Origin of the sequence: Catellatospora sp. IY07-71 (assembly GCF_018326265.1) — a bacterium.
GTDB lineage: Bacteria > Actinomycetota > Actinomycetes > Mycobacteriales > Micromonosporaceae > Catellatospora.
Map to the genome: position 1 here is coordinate 283,280 of NZ_AP023360.1, position 14,527 is coordinate 297,806.

General features: G+C 73.0%; 14 protein-coding genes, 2 pseudogenes and 1 riboswitch. Of the genes and pseudogenes, 8 read left to right on the plus strand and 8 right to left on the minus strand.

Annotated elements, in window-relative coordinates:
* The first annotated feature begins 71 nt into the window (after window positions 1-71).
* A complete protein-coding gene (locus tag CS0771_RS01315; protein ID WP_203749741.1) occupies window positions 72-275 on the plus strand; it encodes a hypothetical protein in 204 nt (67 codons plus the stop codon).
* 8 nt (window positions 276-283) lie between these two features.
* Here the strand turns inward: CS0771_RS01315 and CS0771_RS01320 are convergent, their stop codons facing one another.
* Window positions 284-766 carry a MaoC family dehydratase gene (locus CS0771_RS01320; protein WP_212839420.1) on the minus strand — a complete coding sequence of 161 codons (483 nt, stop codon included), beginning with the start codon at window positions 764-766 and terminating at the stop codon, window positions 284-286.
* Between the two features lie 150 nt (window positions 767-916).
* Between CS0771_RS01320 and CS0771_RS01325 the strand changes: the two genes are divergently transcribed.
* Window positions 917-1,684, plus strand: a complete 768-nt coding sequence (locus CS0771_RS01325; protein WP_212839421.1) for a helix-hairpin-helix domain-containing protein — start codon at window positions 917-919, stop codon at window positions 1,682-1,684.
* Window positions 1,685-1,686: 2 nt separating this feature from the next.
* Window positions 1,687-2,739 (plus strand): OmpA family protein, encoded by a 1,053-nt coding sequence (locus CS0771_RS01330; RefSeq protein ID WP_212839422.1) that lies wholly within the window; start codon window positions 1,687-1,689, stop codon window positions 2,737-2,739.
* Between the two features lie 67 nt (window positions 2,740-2,806).
* Here the strand turns inward: CS0771_RS01330 and CS0771_RS01335 are convergent, their stop codons facing one another.
* Together CS0771_RS01335 and CS0771_RS01340 are read right to left on the minus strand one after the other, a co-directional pair.
* Window positions 2,807-4,480: a sorbosone dehydrogenase family protein gene (locus CS0771_RS01335; RefSeq protein ID WP_212839423.1), complete on the minus strand. Its 1,674-nt coding sequence runs from the start codon at window positions 4,478-4,480 to the stop codon at window positions 2,807-2,809.
* Window positions 4,481-4,608: 128 nt separating this feature from the next.
* Entirely contained in the window at window positions 4,609-5,091 is a 483-nt protein-coding gene (locus tag CS0771_RS01340; protein WP_212839424.1) for a hypothetical protein, read from the minus strand.
* 461 nt (window positions 5,092-5,552) lie between these two features.
* On the opposite strand from CS0771_RS01340, the pseudogene CS0771_RS38475 reads away from it, so the two are divergent.
* The 4 genes and pseudogenes from CS0771_RS38475 to CS0771_RS01350 form a co-directional block, all read left to right on the plus strand.
* Window positions 5,553-7,337 (plus strand): annotated as a pseudogene (locus CS0771_RS38475) (nitrate- and nitrite sensing domain-containing protein); the annotation flags it as partial.
* A gap of 538 nt (window positions 7,338-7,875) precedes the next feature.
* A complete protein-coding gene (locus CS0771_RS38480; RefSeq protein WP_203749722.1) occupies window positions 7,876-8,304 on the plus strand; it encodes a roadblock/LC7 domain-containing protein in 429 nt (142 codons plus the stop codon).
* A gap of 14 nt (window positions 8,305-8,318) precedes the next feature.
* Window positions 8,319-9,275: pseudogene (locus CS0771_RS38485) on the plus strand (TAXI family TRAP transporter solute-binding subunit); the annotation flags it as partial.
* Between the two features lie 108 nt (window positions 9,276-9,383).
* The gene (locus tag CS0771_RS01350) at window positions 9,384-9,911 is read left to right on the plus strand and encodes a DUF6790 family protein (protein ID WP_212839426.1); all 528 of its coding nucleotides are present in this window, start codon (window positions 9,384-9,386) and stop codon (window positions 9,909-9,911) included.
* Here the strand turns inward: CS0771_RS01350 and CS0771_RS01355 are convergent.
* The 3 genes from CS0771_RS01355 to CS0771_RS01365 are packed head-to-tail and all read right to left on the minus strand — an operon-like array spanning window position 9,902 to window position 11,204.
* The gene (locus CS0771_RS01355; protein ID WP_212845549.1) at window positions 9,902-10,228 is read right to left on the minus strand and encodes a hypothetical protein; all 327 of its coding nucleotides are present in this window, start codon (window positions 10,226-10,228) and stop codon (window positions 9,902-9,904) included. The genes CS0771_RS01350 and CS0771_RS01355 overlap by 10 nt on opposite strands.
* A gap of 8 nt (window positions 10,229-10,236) precedes the next feature.
* Window positions 10,237-10,965: a CbtA family protein gene (locus tag CS0771_RS01360; protein WP_212839427.1), complete on the minus strand. Its 729-nt coding sequence runs from the start codon at window positions 10,963-10,965 to the stop codon at window positions 10,237-10,239.
* Between the two features lie 11 nt (window positions 10,966-10,976).
* Complete coding sequence (locus CS0771_RS01365) at window positions 10,977-11,204, minus strand: CbtB-domain containing protein (RefSeq protein ID WP_203749713.1); 228 nt, start codon at window positions 11,202-11,204, stop codon at window positions 10,977-10,979.
* Window positions 11,205-11,233: 29 nt separating this feature from the next.
* A riboswitch (cobalamin riboswitch) is annotated at window positions 11,234-11,428 on the minus strand.
* Window positions 11,429-11,510: 82 nt separating this feature from the next.
* Here CS0771_RS01365 and CS0771_RS01370 point away from each other — a divergent pair.
* Complete coding sequence (locus CS0771_RS01370; RefSeq protein ID WP_212839428.1) at window positions 11,511-12,881, plus strand: alpha/beta hydrolase domain-containing protein; 1,371 nt, start codon at window positions 11,511-11,513, stop codon at window positions 12,879-12,881.
* Window positions 12,882-12,929: 48 nt separating this feature from the next.
* Here CS0771_RS01370 and CS0771_RS01375 read toward each other — a convergent pair whose 3' ends face one another.
* Both CS0771_RS01375 and CS0771_RS01380 read right to left on the minus strand, forming a co-directional pair.
* The gene (locus CS0771_RS01375) at window positions 12,930-13,817 is read right to left on the minus strand and encodes a sirohydrochlorin chelatase (RefSeq protein ID WP_371821326.1); all 888 of its coding nucleotides are present in this window, start codon (window positions 13,815-13,817) and stop codon (window positions 12,930-12,932) included.
* 68 nt (window positions 13,818-13,885) lie between these two features.
* Window positions 13,886-14,509 carry a precorrin-8X methylmutase gene (locus tag CS0771_RS01380; protein WP_212839430.1) on the minus strand — a complete coding sequence of 208 codons (624 nt, stop codon included), beginning with the start codon at window positions 14,507-14,509 and terminating at the stop codon, window positions 13,886-13,888.
* Between the last annotated feature and the right edge of the window lie 18 nt (window positions 14,510-14,527).

The following is a 14,527-nucleotide window of genomic DNA, read 5'->3' on the forward strand; positions in this document are numbered from 1 at the left end:
GGGAGGCGCCCCGCCGCGTTTCGCGCCCGCAACGGTGGCATGGCGGGCGCGCGGGCGGGCACAGTAAGGGCATGACGAACGTCGGGGATCCGCCGCAGTACTTCTGGTGCATCAAGCACAACAGGGTGGAGCACGGTGACGACAAGTGCCCGTCGAAGTTCCTCCTCGGCCCCTACCCCTCACCGGCCGACGCCGAGCAGGCGCTGTCCCGGGTGAAGGAGCGCAACGAGCAGTGGGAGGAGGAGGACGCCCGCTGGAGCGGGGACCCCTCCTGAACCCCTGATCACCGCGGGACGGCCGCCGCCTCCCGCAGCAGGATCGTCAGGTCGGCGGTGGCCACGCGCTGCCGCCGGCCGGCGTGCTCCGACTCGAACGTCAGCCGGACCACGACCTCGGCGAAGCCCTTCGGGCGGGTCCGCGTGGACAGCAGCTCGGCCCCCATCCGGACCTGCGCGCCGACCGGCACCGGGGCGCGCAGCCGCAGGCTGTCCAGCCCCTGGTTCACCGTCATGTCGGTCCCGTCGACCCGCCAGATCTCGGCGAGCAGGGTCGGCGTCAGCGACATGGTCAGGAAGCCGTGCGCGATGGTGCCCCCGTAGGGCCCGGTCGCCGCGCGCTCGGGATCGGTGTGGATCCACTGGTCGTCCCAGGTCGCCTCGGCGAAGAGATCCACCTGGCGCTGGGTGATCTCGTGCCACTCGCTGTGTCCCAGGAAGGTGCCGACGGCGTCGGCGAGGTCGCGTACGTGTGTCACGGTCGTCGGCACAGCGGCATCCTAAACGGACGCGGGGCTTTTGTGAGCCGGTGCGGGGAGCACTTCCGGCCGATGCGCTGAGCCGGTCCGCCCGAGCGTGTGCGAAGCTGCCTCGAGTTTTCCCGACAGCGCGTCTTCCGCGCGTTCTCTTTGGAGGTCTTCGTGGCCTGGTTCATCGGCCAGTCGCTCCTCATGATCTTGATCTCGTTCCTGCTCGGCCTGCTGGTGGGCTGGCTTATCTGGAGCAGGCGCGGCAAGTCCAACCCCGACAGCAGCACCACGTCCGAGCAGCCCACCGCCGCCGTGACGCCGGCCGACGACGCGCCGGTCCCGGCCGCCGTCGTGGCCCCCGCGCCCGCCGAGAGCACGGCACAGGCCAAGCCGGCGCGCAAGAACGGCAAGAAGGCCGCCGCGGCGCCCGCCGACGACCAGATCGAGGTGCAGCAGCACCCGGTGTCGCTGGTCGCGCCGATCGCCAAGCCGGCCGAGCCGCAGCCCGCGGCCGAGCCGGAGGTCGTGGCCGAGCCGGAGGTCGCGCCGGTCGCCGTTGCCGCCGAGCCGGACGACTCGATGGAGGCCATCGTCGAGCGCGCCGAGGCGGCCCAGTCGGCCGGGTTCGCCGCCGAGGCCGCCAAGCTGACCCCCGAGGAGGTCGTGCTGGTCGCCGCGGGTGACAACCTGCAGCGCATCGAGGGCATCGGCCCGCGGATGGAGGCGGCGCTGACCGCGGCCGGGCTGGGCACGTACGCCGCGCTCGCCGAGGCGGACAACGACACCCTGCGCAATGCGATCGAGGCCCAGGGCCTGAAGTTCGCGCCCGCGCTGCTCACCTGGGCCCGCCAGGCCCGGCTGCTCGCCGACGGGGACGAGGAGGCGCTGGCCGACCTGCAGCGCCGCCTGGTCGCCGGGCGCGACACGGGACGGGAATGAGCATGGCGAACAGTGAGCGCAGGTTCAGCCCGCTGGTCGGGGTGACCGTCGCGGTCCTCGGGCTGGCCGGTGTTCTCGCCGCCCAGCACCTGCCCGTGCGCGAGCGCATCCAGGACGACCTGACCCGCCGGTCCGAGCAGGCCCTGCAGGCCGCCGGGCTGTCCTCGGTGCGAGTGAGCTTCATCGGGCGCGACGGCACGCTCCAGGTCGCCACGGCGGCCGACGCCGACCGGGCGCTGGCCGTCGTGCGGGCGCTGGAGGGCGTACGCGTCGCCGAAGCCGAGGTCCCCGCCGTCGCGGAGCCGGCACCGGCTCCCTCGGCGTCACCCACGGCCACGGCCCCGGCGCCGACGTCCCCGCCGGAGGTCACCGCGACCGTCGCCGGTGGCGGGCGGATCACGCTGAGCGGCCGGGTGCCGACTGAGACGGCCAAGTCCAGGCTGGTCAAGGCGGCGACCGACGCCGCCGGCGCGGGCATGGTCGACGACCAGCTCACCGTCGACCCGTCGGTCACCGACAAGGGCCTGGACGGGCTCGGGCTGCTGCTGGCCGCGGTCGCCAAGCACTCCACCGACCTGACCGTGCAGCTGCGCGGGGACAAGATCGAGGTGACCGGCACCGTCGACACCGCGGCGACCGCGCAGGCGGTCGACGCGGCGGCCAAGGCGGCGGGCGTCACCGACGTCTCGATCGCCGTCAAGGTGACCGAGGTCGAGCAGGCGCTGGGTGATCTGAAGGCGGTGACCTTCGTCGACGACAAGACCGTGCTGACCCCGGCCGGGCGGGCGGCGCTGGCCCGCGCGGCGCAGGTGCTCGCCACGACGCAGGTCAAGGTGCGCATCGAGGGCCATACCGACAGCAAGGGTACGGCCGCGTCCAACCTGACGCTGAGCCGGGCGCGGGCCAAGGTCGTGGTGGACTTCCTGGTGAAGCAGGGCATCGCCGCGGACCGGCTGACCGCCGTAGGCTACGGCGAGACCCGTCCCGCGGTGCCGAACACGACCGAGGCCAACCAGGCGATCAACCGCCGGGTGGAGTTCATCGTCGTGCAGTGACGCCTGAGAGGTTAAGAAGGGCACCTTCTTCTACGGATTCCGTTAAGAAGGTGCCCTTCCTTTGTATCTAGGAGTTTCCGGTGTAGCGGACTCGGTAGATCTTGGCGCCGGGGGCGTCGGGGGCCGAGGTGTCGGCGTCGGGGTAGAGGGCGGTGAAGTAGAGGCCGTCGGGTCCGGCGGCGAGGCCCACCACGCTGGCCTTGCCGGTGCCGTTGTACTCCAGCAGCTTCCTCGGCTTGCCGACCTTGCCGCCGTCGAAGGTGAACTCGACGATGCGCTTGCCGTTGTCCTGCGGGCCGCTGGCGAAGGTCGGGCCGCTCTCGGCCACGAACATGTGGCCGTGCTTGCTCTGCGGGAAGCCCGAGCCGTGGTGCACCGCCGGGTCGATGAACGCGATCGAGGTGGGCGCGGTCGACGGCTCCCAGATGTAGAGCTTCGGCTTGAGCATGCTGTCGCGGGTGCCGTCCCAGCCGTAGTCGACGCCCTTGTCGACCCGGGACAGCCGGTCGATCGCGGTGCCGTTTTCCACCTGGTAGTAGCTGCCGTCGGCCCGCCACGCGCCGCCGAACGGGTTGCGGAAGCCGGACGCGTACACGTAGTCGGCGGCGGTGATGCCGTCGTCGGCGTCGTGGAACGGGTTGTCCTCGGGCGCCGTGCCGTCCAGGTTGACCCGCAGGATCTTGCCCCGGAAGCTGTTCAGGTCCTTGGCCGTGCTGGCGATCATGCCGTCGCCCATGTGCACGTAGAGCTTGCCGTCCGGGCCGATGGTGAGCTGGGAGATCTGGTGCGCGGCCGACTGCGGCTCGCTCGGCATGTCCAGCACCGTGGCCTGCTTCGAGGCGGTGAGACCGCCGTCGCGGCTGGAGAAGCGCACCACCTTCGGGTAGTGCACGCCGCCCTTGTCGTACAGCACGGAGGCGAACACGTCGCCGGTCTTCGGCTCGACCACGATCCCGGTGACGCCCTTCTCCCCGGTGCCGGGAAAGGTGCCGCGCGGGTCGAAGTTCAAGAGATTCTTCGCGTACGTCCCGACGGTCATGTCACCGCGGACCACCTTGATCTGGCCGTAGAGCTCGGTGACGTAGAACATCGGGCGGTCCGGGTCCCCGTTGTGGCCGGGCACCATCGCCAGGTGCACGGGCAGCTGGAAGCCGCCGGCCACCTCCTCCACCCGGTACCCGTCCTGGCGTACGTGCCAGGTGCCCGCGTTGGGCAGCGGCGCGAGCTGCGGGCGGGTGCGGAAGGCCCGTCTGCCCCAGGGGGTCCACCGGTCGGCCTCGGCCTTGTCCTCGTCGCGGTAGCGCACGCGCAGGTCGTACTCGCGGTCGGCGACCAGGTCGCGGCGGGCGGCGAAGGAGTTCTCGAACCGCCCGTCGCCCAGGTGCGCGTGCACGAGCTGCGGCCCGTCCAGGCACTTGGTGGACCAGACCCGCTCGGCCGGCTTGATCGACCAGATCTCCCATTCGGAGCACACGTGCTCGGAGCGCTTGCCGTCCTTGCCGGTCAGCTTCAGCTCAGCACTCTCCATGTGCACGTCGGCGCCGCTGACCAGGTGGCCGTCGGCGCGCGGCTCGGTGACGATGGGCGCGCCGGCCAGGGGCGCGCCGAGCGTGCGGATCGGCCGGGCGGGGTGGCCGGCGGGGGCGCCGTCGCTGTACGCCTGCCGGAACGACGCGTAGCCGATGCCGCCCAGCACGACCGCGGTGACGACAGCCGTGATGACGAAACGTCTGTTCTTCATGTCTTCCCTACATCGCAGGCATATAGGCGAATTCGGGAAAGACTACCGACACGACGACGGGCCGAGCGCGTTACACGCCCGGCTCCGTCCAGGTTGGCCGGGAACTCACCGCGCCGTACGCGGCCCGGTCACCACCAGCGCAGCGGCTCGCCGTCCGCGTCCAGCATGAACCAGGTGCCGTTCATGCCCTGGCCGTTGGCGTCCCCGACCTTGTCGTCGCGGAACCGGTAGAGCGGCTGGTTGAGGTAGGTGGTCTGCAGCTGCCCGTCCGGCCGGGAGTACGTCGCCAACTGGAAGCCGTCCACGCCCTCCCCGTTGACCGCGTCGCCGGTCAGCGGCGGCCAGGTCGCGGCGCACTGGCCCAGGCAGCTGCTCTTGCCCTTGGTGTCGGCCGTGGACACGTACAGCGTGCGGCCCTCCTGGTCCACCAGCACCCGGCGGCCGCCCACGCTGCCCACCCGCACGGCGGTGCGGGCGACGGGCTTGGCGGCGGCCGAGGTGGCGGCCGCCGACGGCTTCGCGGCGGGCGGCTCCTCCTGGCCGGAGCAGGCGGTGGCGGCACCGGCGACGGCGAGCGCCACGATGATCGAATTGAGACGGCGGACGAGCATGGTGCACCCCGTTGACAAATCCGACATATTGCCACGAGGGTAGGCCGCCCGCACGGGTTCGCAGGTGAAGCGCGCCATAACGACATCCGTCAGGGCGCATGGGTGAATGTCGCCGATGTTTCAGTTGAAACAACAACGACACAACTTAGACCAGCCGGTAGGGCTGAACGTGCCATCCTGTGACACCGATGTGTCCATCCGTAGGACGTTTCGGGGGTTGCGGTGAAGGTTGTTGCCCATAACGCTCATGGGAGTCCAACCGACAGTCGGAGGCGCGACGCATGGCAGTCACCGGCGGCGGCGCACCGCCGTGGTCACCACAGTACGTCCGGGACAGCGACGTTCCGGCGGTTTCGGCCAGGCGCCGTGGCCGCCGATCCATCGGCTACCGGCTGCTGCTGCCCATCGGCGTGGCCACGCTGGGTCTCGGCGCGCTGGGCGGTCTGCAGACCTCGGCCGCGATGGAGGAGGCGGAGCAGGCCCGCGCCTCGGGTTTGGTCGCCACGGCGCTGACCGCCACGGTGAAGCTCAACCACCAACTGGAGGAGGAGATCGCCGAGACCGTGGCGCTGCGCCTGCGCGGCGGCAAGGCCGGTGAGGCGCTGCTCGTCGCGCAGCGGCGGCGCACCGACGACGCGGTGGCCCGCTTCCGGGCGGCGGCGCTGGCGGCGGCCGACTCCGCGCCCGAGGTGCGGCCGATCCTCAACGAAGCCGAGTTCGTCCTGGTCGAGCTGCCGTACCTGCGCGACCGGGCGCAGTTCCCGCTGGTCGGCGCGAACGCCGCCGAGACGTCGCCGGAGGCCGTCTACGACGACCTCACCCACACCATGTTCCTGGTCGGCGAGTCGCTGGGCGAGACGCCGAACGACGACTCGCTGAGCGCGTACGCCGAGGCGGTCGCGGCGCTCAACGCCGTCGAGCACCACGCCTCCGAGCAGCGCGGCCTGCTGCGAGGGGTGTTCAGCCGGGGCCGCTTCGAGCCCGGTGAGCTGGCCGAGCTGGCCGAGCTGCGCGGCGCCGAGCAGGAGCGGCTGCTGCAGTTCGAGCGGGTGGCCGGCGCGCAGACGCGCGCCCGCTACGGCGAGGTGGTGCGCGGTGCCGATGTCGACCGTGCGAAAGAGCTGCTGGCCGCCGCGCTGGCCGCCGACGCCACCCCTGCCGCACTGCGCGTCGACCCCGACTCCTGGTACATCGCGAAGTCGAACGCGCTGCGCCGGCTCTACCTGTTCGAGCTGGAGATCATCAACTCGCTGGAGCAGGAGTCGGCCCGGCAGCAGGCCGCCGCCCGGCGCGACGCGCTGCTCACCGGCGCGGGCACGGCGGGCATCATCGTGCTGGCGCTGGTCGTGGCGGGGATCCTGGCCGTACGCACCAGCCGCGGCCTGCGCCGGCTGAGCCGGTCCGCGATGGACATCGCCGCCACCGAGCTGCCCGAGGCGATCGCCGGGGTCTCCGCCGCGCCCAACGTCGAGACGGTACGCCGCCTGGTGCGCACCTCCCACGAGGTGGCCGACAAGGCGCTGGCCGGGCCGAAGGACGAGATCGGCGAGGTGGGCGCGGCCCTGGCCGCGCTGCACGCGCAGGCGCTGCGGCTGGCCGCCGACCAGGCGATGCTGCGCCACGACATCTCGACGATGTTCGTGAACCTGTCCCGCCGCGGCCAGACCCTGGTGCAGCGGCAGCTCCACCTGATCGACGAGTTCGAGCGGGGGGAGACCGACCCGCAGGCGCTGGCGAAGCTGTTCGCGCTGGACCATCTCGCCGCGCGCATGCGCCGCAACGAGGAGAACCTGCTGGTCCTCGCGGGCGGCGAGCCGGGCCGCCGGTTCGTGCACGCCGAGCTGCTGCTCGACGTGGTGCACGCGGCCGCTGCCGAGATCGACCAGTACGCCCGGGTGGAGACGAACTCCATCGCCGACCTGTCCGTGGTCGCGCACGCCGTCGGCGACGTGGTGCACCTGCTCGCCGAGCTGCTGGAGAACGCGACCGACTTCTCCCCGCCGAAGAGCCGCGTGCTGGTCTCCACCCGGCGCGGCGTGGACGGTCTGACCATCAGCATCTTCGACGCGGGCATCGGCATGCCGCCCGCGCAGCTCGACGAGATCAACGAGCGGCTGGCCCGACCGTCCATGCTGACCAGTGACCTGGCCCGGACCATGGGTCTGCTGGTGGTGGCGCGGATCGCGGCCCGGCGCGGGATCAAGGTGCAGCTGCGCAGCAGCCCCGGCGGGGGTACCGTGGCGCTGGTGCTGCTGCCGACGGTGCTGCTCGCCCCGCCGCACAGCGCCGCCACCCGGTTCACCGCGCCGTCCGCGGGCGGCGCGATGCCCGACGGCGAGATCCTGCGCACCCGCCGCCACGGCTTCCGGGCCGCGGTGCTCAACCCCCCGGCCCCGATCCCCGCTCCCCCGTCCGCCGCGGCCCCGCCCGCCGCCCTGATCCACTCCGCCGACTTCCCGCCCGCCGCCCTCCCCGCCGCCATCCCCGCGGCGGCCGAGGACGTGCCGACGCAGGCGATCCCTGCGATCCGGCAGGCACCGCCCCCGTCCACCGCCGAGATCCTGCCCTCGGGCCTGCCGCAGCGCCGTCCCGGGGAACCCACGCCGCCCGCTGACGAGCCCCCCTCCCCCTCTCATCCGACCGGACCGAACGGCTCCGGCCTCCTGGACCCCGAAGCGGTCCGGGTCCGGCTGTCCGGCCTGGCCGGGGGATCGCGGCCGCTCACCGCGAACTCGCCCGCGAGCAACGCCTCTCCGCCCCGCCAGCTACGAAGGAAAGCACTCGATGACTCAGAACCCCGCGCAGGTCACCGGCGCCGAGGAGATCGGCGGCCTGGACTGGCTGCTGACCTCGTTCTCCCAGCGCATCGCCGACGTGACCTACGTGCTGGCCGTCTCCGTGGACGGCCTGACCATCGCGCACTCCGACGGTCTGCGCCAGGACCTCTCCGACCAGCTCGCGGCCATCACGAGCGGGATGGCCAGCCTCACCATCGGCGCGGCGCGCTGCCTCAGCAGCGGTCAGGTGCGCCAGACGGTGGTGGACATGGACGAAGGCGTGCTGATGATCATGGCGGTACGCGACCGGGCGTTCCTCGCCGTCGTCGCCGCGCCCGGGTGCGACCTGGGCCAGATCGGATACGAGACCGCGCTGCTCGCGCACCGGGTCGCGTACGCCCTGGAACCGGAGGCACGGGCGGGCGGGCAGTGGTGACGCGCCGCCGGCTGGGCCTGCTGCTCTGCGCGCTGCTGGTGCCCGCGATCGCCGCGTGCACGGGGGACCCGGCGGCGACGGCGGCGCAGGCCTGGCACGGCGGCACGCTGACCATCGGCACCGGCCCCACCAACGGGGTGTTCAACCAGGTCGGTGGCGGTTACGCCGACATCGTCAACCGCCACCTGGAGGGCTATGAGGCGCTCGCCCCGCCGACCAACGGCGCGGGCGATAACCTCCAGCGCCTCGCGATCGACGACGTGCAGGTCGCGTTCACCTTCGCCGACACGGCAGCCGACGCCGCCGCCGGCAAGGGCTCGTTCGAGGGCAAGCCGGTGAAGTTCAAGGCGCTGGCGCGCATCTTCAACGGCTACACCCACCTGGTGGTGCGCGCGAACTCCGGCATCACGTCGATCAAGCAGCTCAAGGGCAAGCGCGTCGCCACCGGCCCGCCGAACTCCGGCACCGAACTGGTGGCGCTGCGGCTGCTGGGCGCGGCCGGGCTGGACGTCAAACGCGACATCACGCAGGTCTCGGCGTCGCTGGCCCAGATGGGGACGCTGATGAAGGCCGGCGACCTGGACGCCATGTTCTACGCCGCGGGCCTGCCCACCGTCGGCGTGCAGGCGCTGTTCGCGCAGTCGCCGGGCACGTTCACGCTGCTGCCCACCGAGGAGCTGTTCCTCACCATGGGCAAGACATACCCGGACGTCTACGCCCCTGGCAAGATCCCGAAGGCGATGTACGGGCTCAGCGCCGACGTCACCGTGGTCGCCGTGCCGAACCTGATCGTCGTACGCGACGACATGCCGGAGGAGCTGGCGTTCCGGCTCACCCAGCTGATCTTCGACTACCAGTCGGAGCTGGCCGCGGTGCACCCGGAGGGCGACAACATCAGCCGGGACATCGCCGCGCTGGTGTCGCCGCTGCAGCTGCATCCGGGCGCCGGCCGCTTCTACGGGGTGAGCTGAGCGCGAGATCATCCAGACGCCGGACAGACCCGGTGATCGCGGCGTAGCGTCGGGCTGAGCCGTTTGACCCCGGCCCGCTACGCGACCGGGATCGCCGGGAGGTGCGCGATGCCGTTCTTCGTTGCCATCTGGTTCACCACCGTCGTCGGCTGGCTGATCCACGTCACCGTGGACAAACACCGCCACCGGCGCACCAGACACCGGGTCGTCGAGCTGGCCCTGCTGTGGCTCATGGTCTGCGGGGCGGGCGTCTGGGGGGTGATCGGCGCGCTCAGTCACATCGGACCGACGTCGGACCAGACCGCCGAGCAGATCGGCTACACCCAGTCGATGTTCCAGTGGGAGGTCGGCTTCGGTGACCTCGCGGTCGCCGTGCTCGCCATCGGCTGCGCCTGGCCGCGCCTGCGCGGCACCTGGCTCACCGCGGCGGTCGTCACGCTGGCCATCTCGTTCTGGGGCGACGCCTGGGGTCACTTCAACCAGTGGGTGTTCCACGGCAACACCGCGCCCGCCAACGTCTACGCGCTGCCCTCGGACATCGTCATGCCGCTGCTGGCCGTCATCCTGCTGGTGATGTACCGCCGCGGCGCCCCAGCAGCGGACGCCGCGGCGGTCCCGGTCAGGCCTCAGGCCTGACCGGGAGCCTGTATCACGTACGGCATCAGCGCCACCGGCAGCTCGGCGGCGCCGGGACCACCCGCCGCGGCCCAGGATGCGACGTACTCCACCACCGACTCGTCGAGCACCCCGCCCAGCCACACCGGACGCCCGCCCGCCCGCCGCCCGCTCGGCCGCGGGTGCACCACCATCACGTTCGAGTGCTCGCACACGTCCAGGCAGGTCGCGACGCGTACCCGCACGCCCGCCTTCTCAAGCTGCCGCAGCTGCCCGTCGTGGTCGGTGCCGGGATGCTTGCGGTCCGTACCGCAGCAGCAGTCGCGGCACACGGTGATCCTGGCCTTCACACGGCCGCCCGGGTCGCCACGGCGGCGTCCGCGGCCGTCGCGGCCCGCAGCCCGGCCAGCCCGAACCCGACGCCGAGCCCGGCCCACAGCACCGCCGAGGCCAGCAGCGACAGCACGCGGAAGCTCCACAGCAGGTCCGCGGGCGTGCCGATCGGGTCACCCGAGGAGGGCAGCAGAAACAGCAGCGCCAGCCCGAGCACCACGACGCCCACCGGCGCCAGGTGCCGCACCGGCAGGGCCGCCCCGCGCTGCGCCAGCCGCTGCGCCAGCAGGCCCGCCGCCGACATCGTGGCCAGGCCGATCGCTATCGCGGCCAGCCAGGTCACGGTGCGGGCCTGCTGCGTCGCCTCGCTGCCCACGCCCGGCGGGTTGGTCGGGAACCGCAGGAACGGCAGCAGGCTCACGCCCAGGAACCCGGCCCCCGCCAGGCGCAGCGACCGGCCCCACGGGTCGGCGGCCGGGTCACGGCGGTGCAGCACCGCGTAGACCAGGCCGAACAGCAGGCCGATCGCCATCCCGGTGAGGACCACCGAGACCAGCAGGCCGGCGTACTGGGTGTCGCGGCTGAACAGCTCCGCGCCGTGGCCCGCGCCGGCGGAGGCGTGCTCCAGCTCGATCGCCCGGTCGATGACCGGCTCGGCGAGCACCAGCGAGACCAGGGCGGAGGCGGCACCGGCGCACACGCCGGCCAGCCCGCCCCGCCCCATCAGGGAGAGCAGGGACATGTCCGCCCCGCTCAGTGGCAGTTCGCGGCGAACAGGTGCCGTCCGTCGTGGGACAGCTCGTGCAGGTAGTTCGCGCTGCGGGAGAGCTCCCCGTACAGCGGGGACAGCAGTGCGCCCTGGTCCAGGAACACCGCGTACAGGATGAAGAGCGCCAGCGCGACCAGCAGACCGGCGATGAGCTGGTCCCGCAGCCGGGTAGCGGCCCCGGTCGCCTCGACAGGGGTGGACAACGCACCCATGACAAACCTCCTTCTCGGGGTTCACCGCCCCGAACTGGACAACGACGGGTCAGTGTCCTGACTCCCGGGTGGTTGGCGTGTCGCGCGTGCCGCGCCTTCCAGCCGCATGGGCGGCCGTGGCTCGTTGCGGGGCGCTCCCCGGTCACAGTGGCGGGACCGTCCCGGATTCACACCGGGTTCCTGCGCACCGTCGTCTGATGTGTACTTGTAGCAACCACCATGCCAGCGTCCTCGTGGGCGAGTCAAACCCCGGATCTGGTGATATCGCCGATGCGGCGCGGCCGGGCCCGCGGCCACCATGGCCGCATGACGAAGCATCCGCGCAGGCTGGGCACCGCCGTCGCGCTCGCCCTCGCCGTGGCGCTGACCCCGGGCGGCATCGGGTACGCCGACGACGCGCGCACGCCGATCGCCGTGCCGACGGTGTCCGCGCCGATCCCGGGCGCCGTGCCGGGCGACCGGCTGTCCCCCGTGCTGGCGGACACCTACCCGTTCTTCTCCACGCCCGACGACCTGGCCCGGCACGGCTACGTCGAGCAGGAGTTCCACCTGTCCGGGGTGGCCGACGGCTGGGACCAGCTCGGCGTGCAGGTCGCCACCGACGTGCCGTACCGGACCCGGATCATCGTGCGGCGGCCGGTGCACCGGGCCGCCTTCAACGGCACCGCCCTGGTCGAGTGGCAGAACGTGACCGCCGGCTACGACCTCGACGCGCTGTGGAACGGCGAGGCGATCATGCGGGCGGGCTACGCCTGGATCGGCGTCTCCGCGCAGCGCGTCGGCGTCGACCAGCTACGGGCCTGGAGCCCCACCCGGTACGGCACGCTGGACGTCACCGGCGGCGGCACGTACCGGGCCGACGAGCTGTCGTACGACATCTTCGCCCAGGCCGCGAAGGCGCTCGGCGGGCCGGGCTCACCGCTGGGCCGGCTCGACGTGCGCACCCTGCTCGCGGTCGGCGCGTCCCAGTCGGCGGCCCGGATGACCGTCTACTACCAGCACATCCTGCCCAAGGTCGAGCCGGTGTTCGACGGGTACGCGTTCATCGTCGGCAACGCCCCGACCCGGGTCGGCGACGAGCCGGTGTTCCAGGTGCTGTCCGAGACCGACGTACGCACCCCGGTGCGCCCGTCCCCGGACACCGACCGGTTCCGCCGCTGGGAGGTGGCCGGTGGCGCGCACTCGGGCTGGCGCGGGCAGGAGTACCGCAATCCGATCTCGGTGCGCGATCTCGGCGCCGCGCCGGTGTACGACTGCGCGCTGCCCCCGTTCAGCCGCGTCCCGGTGCACCACGCCACCGCGGCCGCGTACGACCACCTGGGCCGCTGGGTGCGCAGCGGCACCCCGCCGCCGGTCGCCGAGCCGCTCGTGTTCAACGCCGACGGCACCAAGGCGCGCGACGGCCTGGGCCTGGCCATCGGCGGGATCCGCTACTCGCAGCTGACCGTGCCCACCGCGGTCAGCACCGGCGACAACGCCGGCCAGTCGTTCTGCTTCCTGTTCGGCTCCCACCAGCCCTTCGACGAGCCCACGCTGGACCGGCTGTACCCCACCCACGGCGGCTATCTCGCCAAGGTCGTGCTCGCCGACCTGCGCAACGTCGGCGCGGGCTACCTGCTGCCGGCCGACGCCCGCACCAACCTCCGCGAGGCGATCGCCTCCGGCGTCGGCCGCTGAACCCTGCCGGACCCGGCCCCGCGCCCACGGGACCGGGTCCGGCGGGCACTAGGCGTGGTGGTGGTGATGGTGGGTGTGGTCGTGGTCGTCCGGGTGGTGGTGCGGGGTCTGGGCCGCGCCGACGCGGTCCTCGAAGCCGGGCAGCCGCACCCGGTACACGCAGCTGTCGCAGTTCATGCGGATGTCCCCCGCCAGCGCCTCGTCGTAACGCTCGATCACCAGGTCGGCCAGCTCGTCGGTGTCGCCGAGCACGGCGGCCGTGCGCACCTCGGTGTCCGGGCGCGCCTTCGCCCACGCGGCTGTCTGCTCGGCGACGCGGCGCGGCAGCACGCCGGTGAAGAGGAAGTACGGCAGCACCACGATGTGCCGCGCGCCCAGCGCCGCGCAGCGGTCCAGGCCCGCGGGCACGCCGGGCGCGGCGAGCGAGACGAAGGCGTACTCCACCCCGGCCACCGCCGCCGTCTCGGCCAGCAGCCGCGCGGCCCGTGCCACCTCGGCGTTGGCGTCCGGATCGGTGGAACCCCGGCCGACGAGCAGCACCGTGGTCGCGCCGTCCGCACCGGCCTGGGCCAGCCGCTCCCGCAGCAGCGCCAGGATCACCGGGTGCACGCCGAGCGGGCGGCCGTACGCCACCGCCAGCCCCGGATGCCGGTGCTGCTCGCGGGCCAGCGCGGCGGGGATGTCGCCCTTGGCGTGCCCGGCCGCGACCAGCATCAGCGGCACCGCCGCCAGCCTGCGGTGCCCGGCCGCGACCAGCCCGGCCACGGCCTCGCCCAGCGGCGGCGGGGACAGCTCGATGAACCCGCCGCCGACGGTCACCCCACGCGGGGCCAGGCGCTTGCCGACCCGGTCGGTGAAGGCGCGGAAGTCCTCCGCGCCGTCGGCGTCGGACGTGCCGTGCCCGGCGATGAGCAGCGCGGGCGGGGTGGTGGTCACGGTCTCTCCTCCTGAGGGTCTGCGTGTCCTGCTCGGCAACCTCTGGGTCGCCGCGGGTCGGTGCCTCATCAGCCGGGCCCGGTGTCGCGATCCGGCACCGGGTCGCCGTAGAGCAGCGCGTTGACGGCTGCGGCGGCCACGGCCGAGCCGCCGCGCGGGGTGACGTTGGACAGCTGGGGCAGGCCGGACGCGCGTAGCGCCGCCTTCGACTCGGCCGCGCCGACGTAGCCGACCGGCAGGCCGATCACCAGCGCCGGTGCGACCTGCCCGGCGGCGGCCAGGCGGAGCAGCTCGAACAGGGCCGTGGGGGCGTTGCCGACCGCCCATACCGCACCCTCGGCGGACTCGGCCGCGGCCAGCCGCACCGCCGCCGCGGACCGGGTGATGCCCTGGTCGGCGGCCAGTTCCGCGGCCCGCACCGAGGCGACCAGGCAGCGCGACGGGTAGCGGGTGATCCCAGCGCCGACCATGGTCACGTCCACCACCAGCGGCGCGCCCGCGGCCAGCGCGGCGGCCCCGGCGGCCAGCGCCGCCTCGTCCAGCACCAGGTCGGCCACCCAGCCCGGGTCGGCCGTGGTGTGCACGATCCGCTCCGCCACGTCCCTGCTGTACGGCGGCAGCTGCCCGGTCGCGGCCTCCCGCCGCAGGATGCGATACGACTCCGCCTCGATCGGGTGCACGGTGCGCCTCATCGCCGCTCCCGCGCGAGC

Bases quoted from the DNA above. Each gene is read 5' to 3' on its own strand.
- CS0771_RS01315 (WP_203749741.1), top strand. From the start codon at position 72: ATGACGAACGTCGGGGATCCGCCGCAGTACTTCTGGTGCATCAAGCAC.
- CS0771_RS01330 (WP_212839422.1), top strand. From the start codon at position 1,687: ATGGCGAACAGTGAGCGCAGGTTCAGCCCGCTGGTCGGGGTGACCGTC.
- CS0771_RS01335 (WP_212839423.1), bottom strand. From the start codon at position 4,480: ATGAAGAACAGACGTTTCGTCATCACGGCTGTCGTCACCGCGGTCGTG.
- CS0771_RS01340 (WP_212839424.1), bottom strand. From the start codon at position 5,091: ATGCTCGTCCGCCGTCTCAATTCGATCATCGTGGCGCTCGCCGTCGCC.
- CS0771_RS38480 (WP_203749722.1), top strand. From the start codon at position 7,876: ATGACTCAGAACCCCGCGCAGGTCACCGGCGCCGAGGAGATCGGCGGC.
- CS0771_RS01350 (WP_212839426.1), top strand. From the start codon at position 9,384: ATGCCGTTCTTCGTTGCCATCTGGTTCACCACCGTCGTCGGCTGGCTG.
- CS0771_RS01360 (WP_212839427.1), bottom strand. From the start codon at position 10,965: ATGTCCCTGCTCTCCCTGATGGGGCGGGGCGGGCTGGCCGGCGTGTGC.
- CS0771_RS01365 (WP_203749713.1), bottom strand. From the start codon at position 11,204: ATGGGTGCGTTGTCCACCCCTGTCGAGGCGACCGGGGCCGCTACCCGG.
- CS0771_RS01370 (WP_212839428.1), top strand. From the start codon at position 11,511: ATGACGAAGCATCCGCGCAGGCTGGGCACCGCCGTCGCGCTCGCCCTC.
- CS0771_RS01380 (WP_212839430.1), bottom strand. From the start codon at position 14,509: ATGAGGCGCACCGTGCACCCGATCGAGGCGGAGTCGTATCGCATCCTG.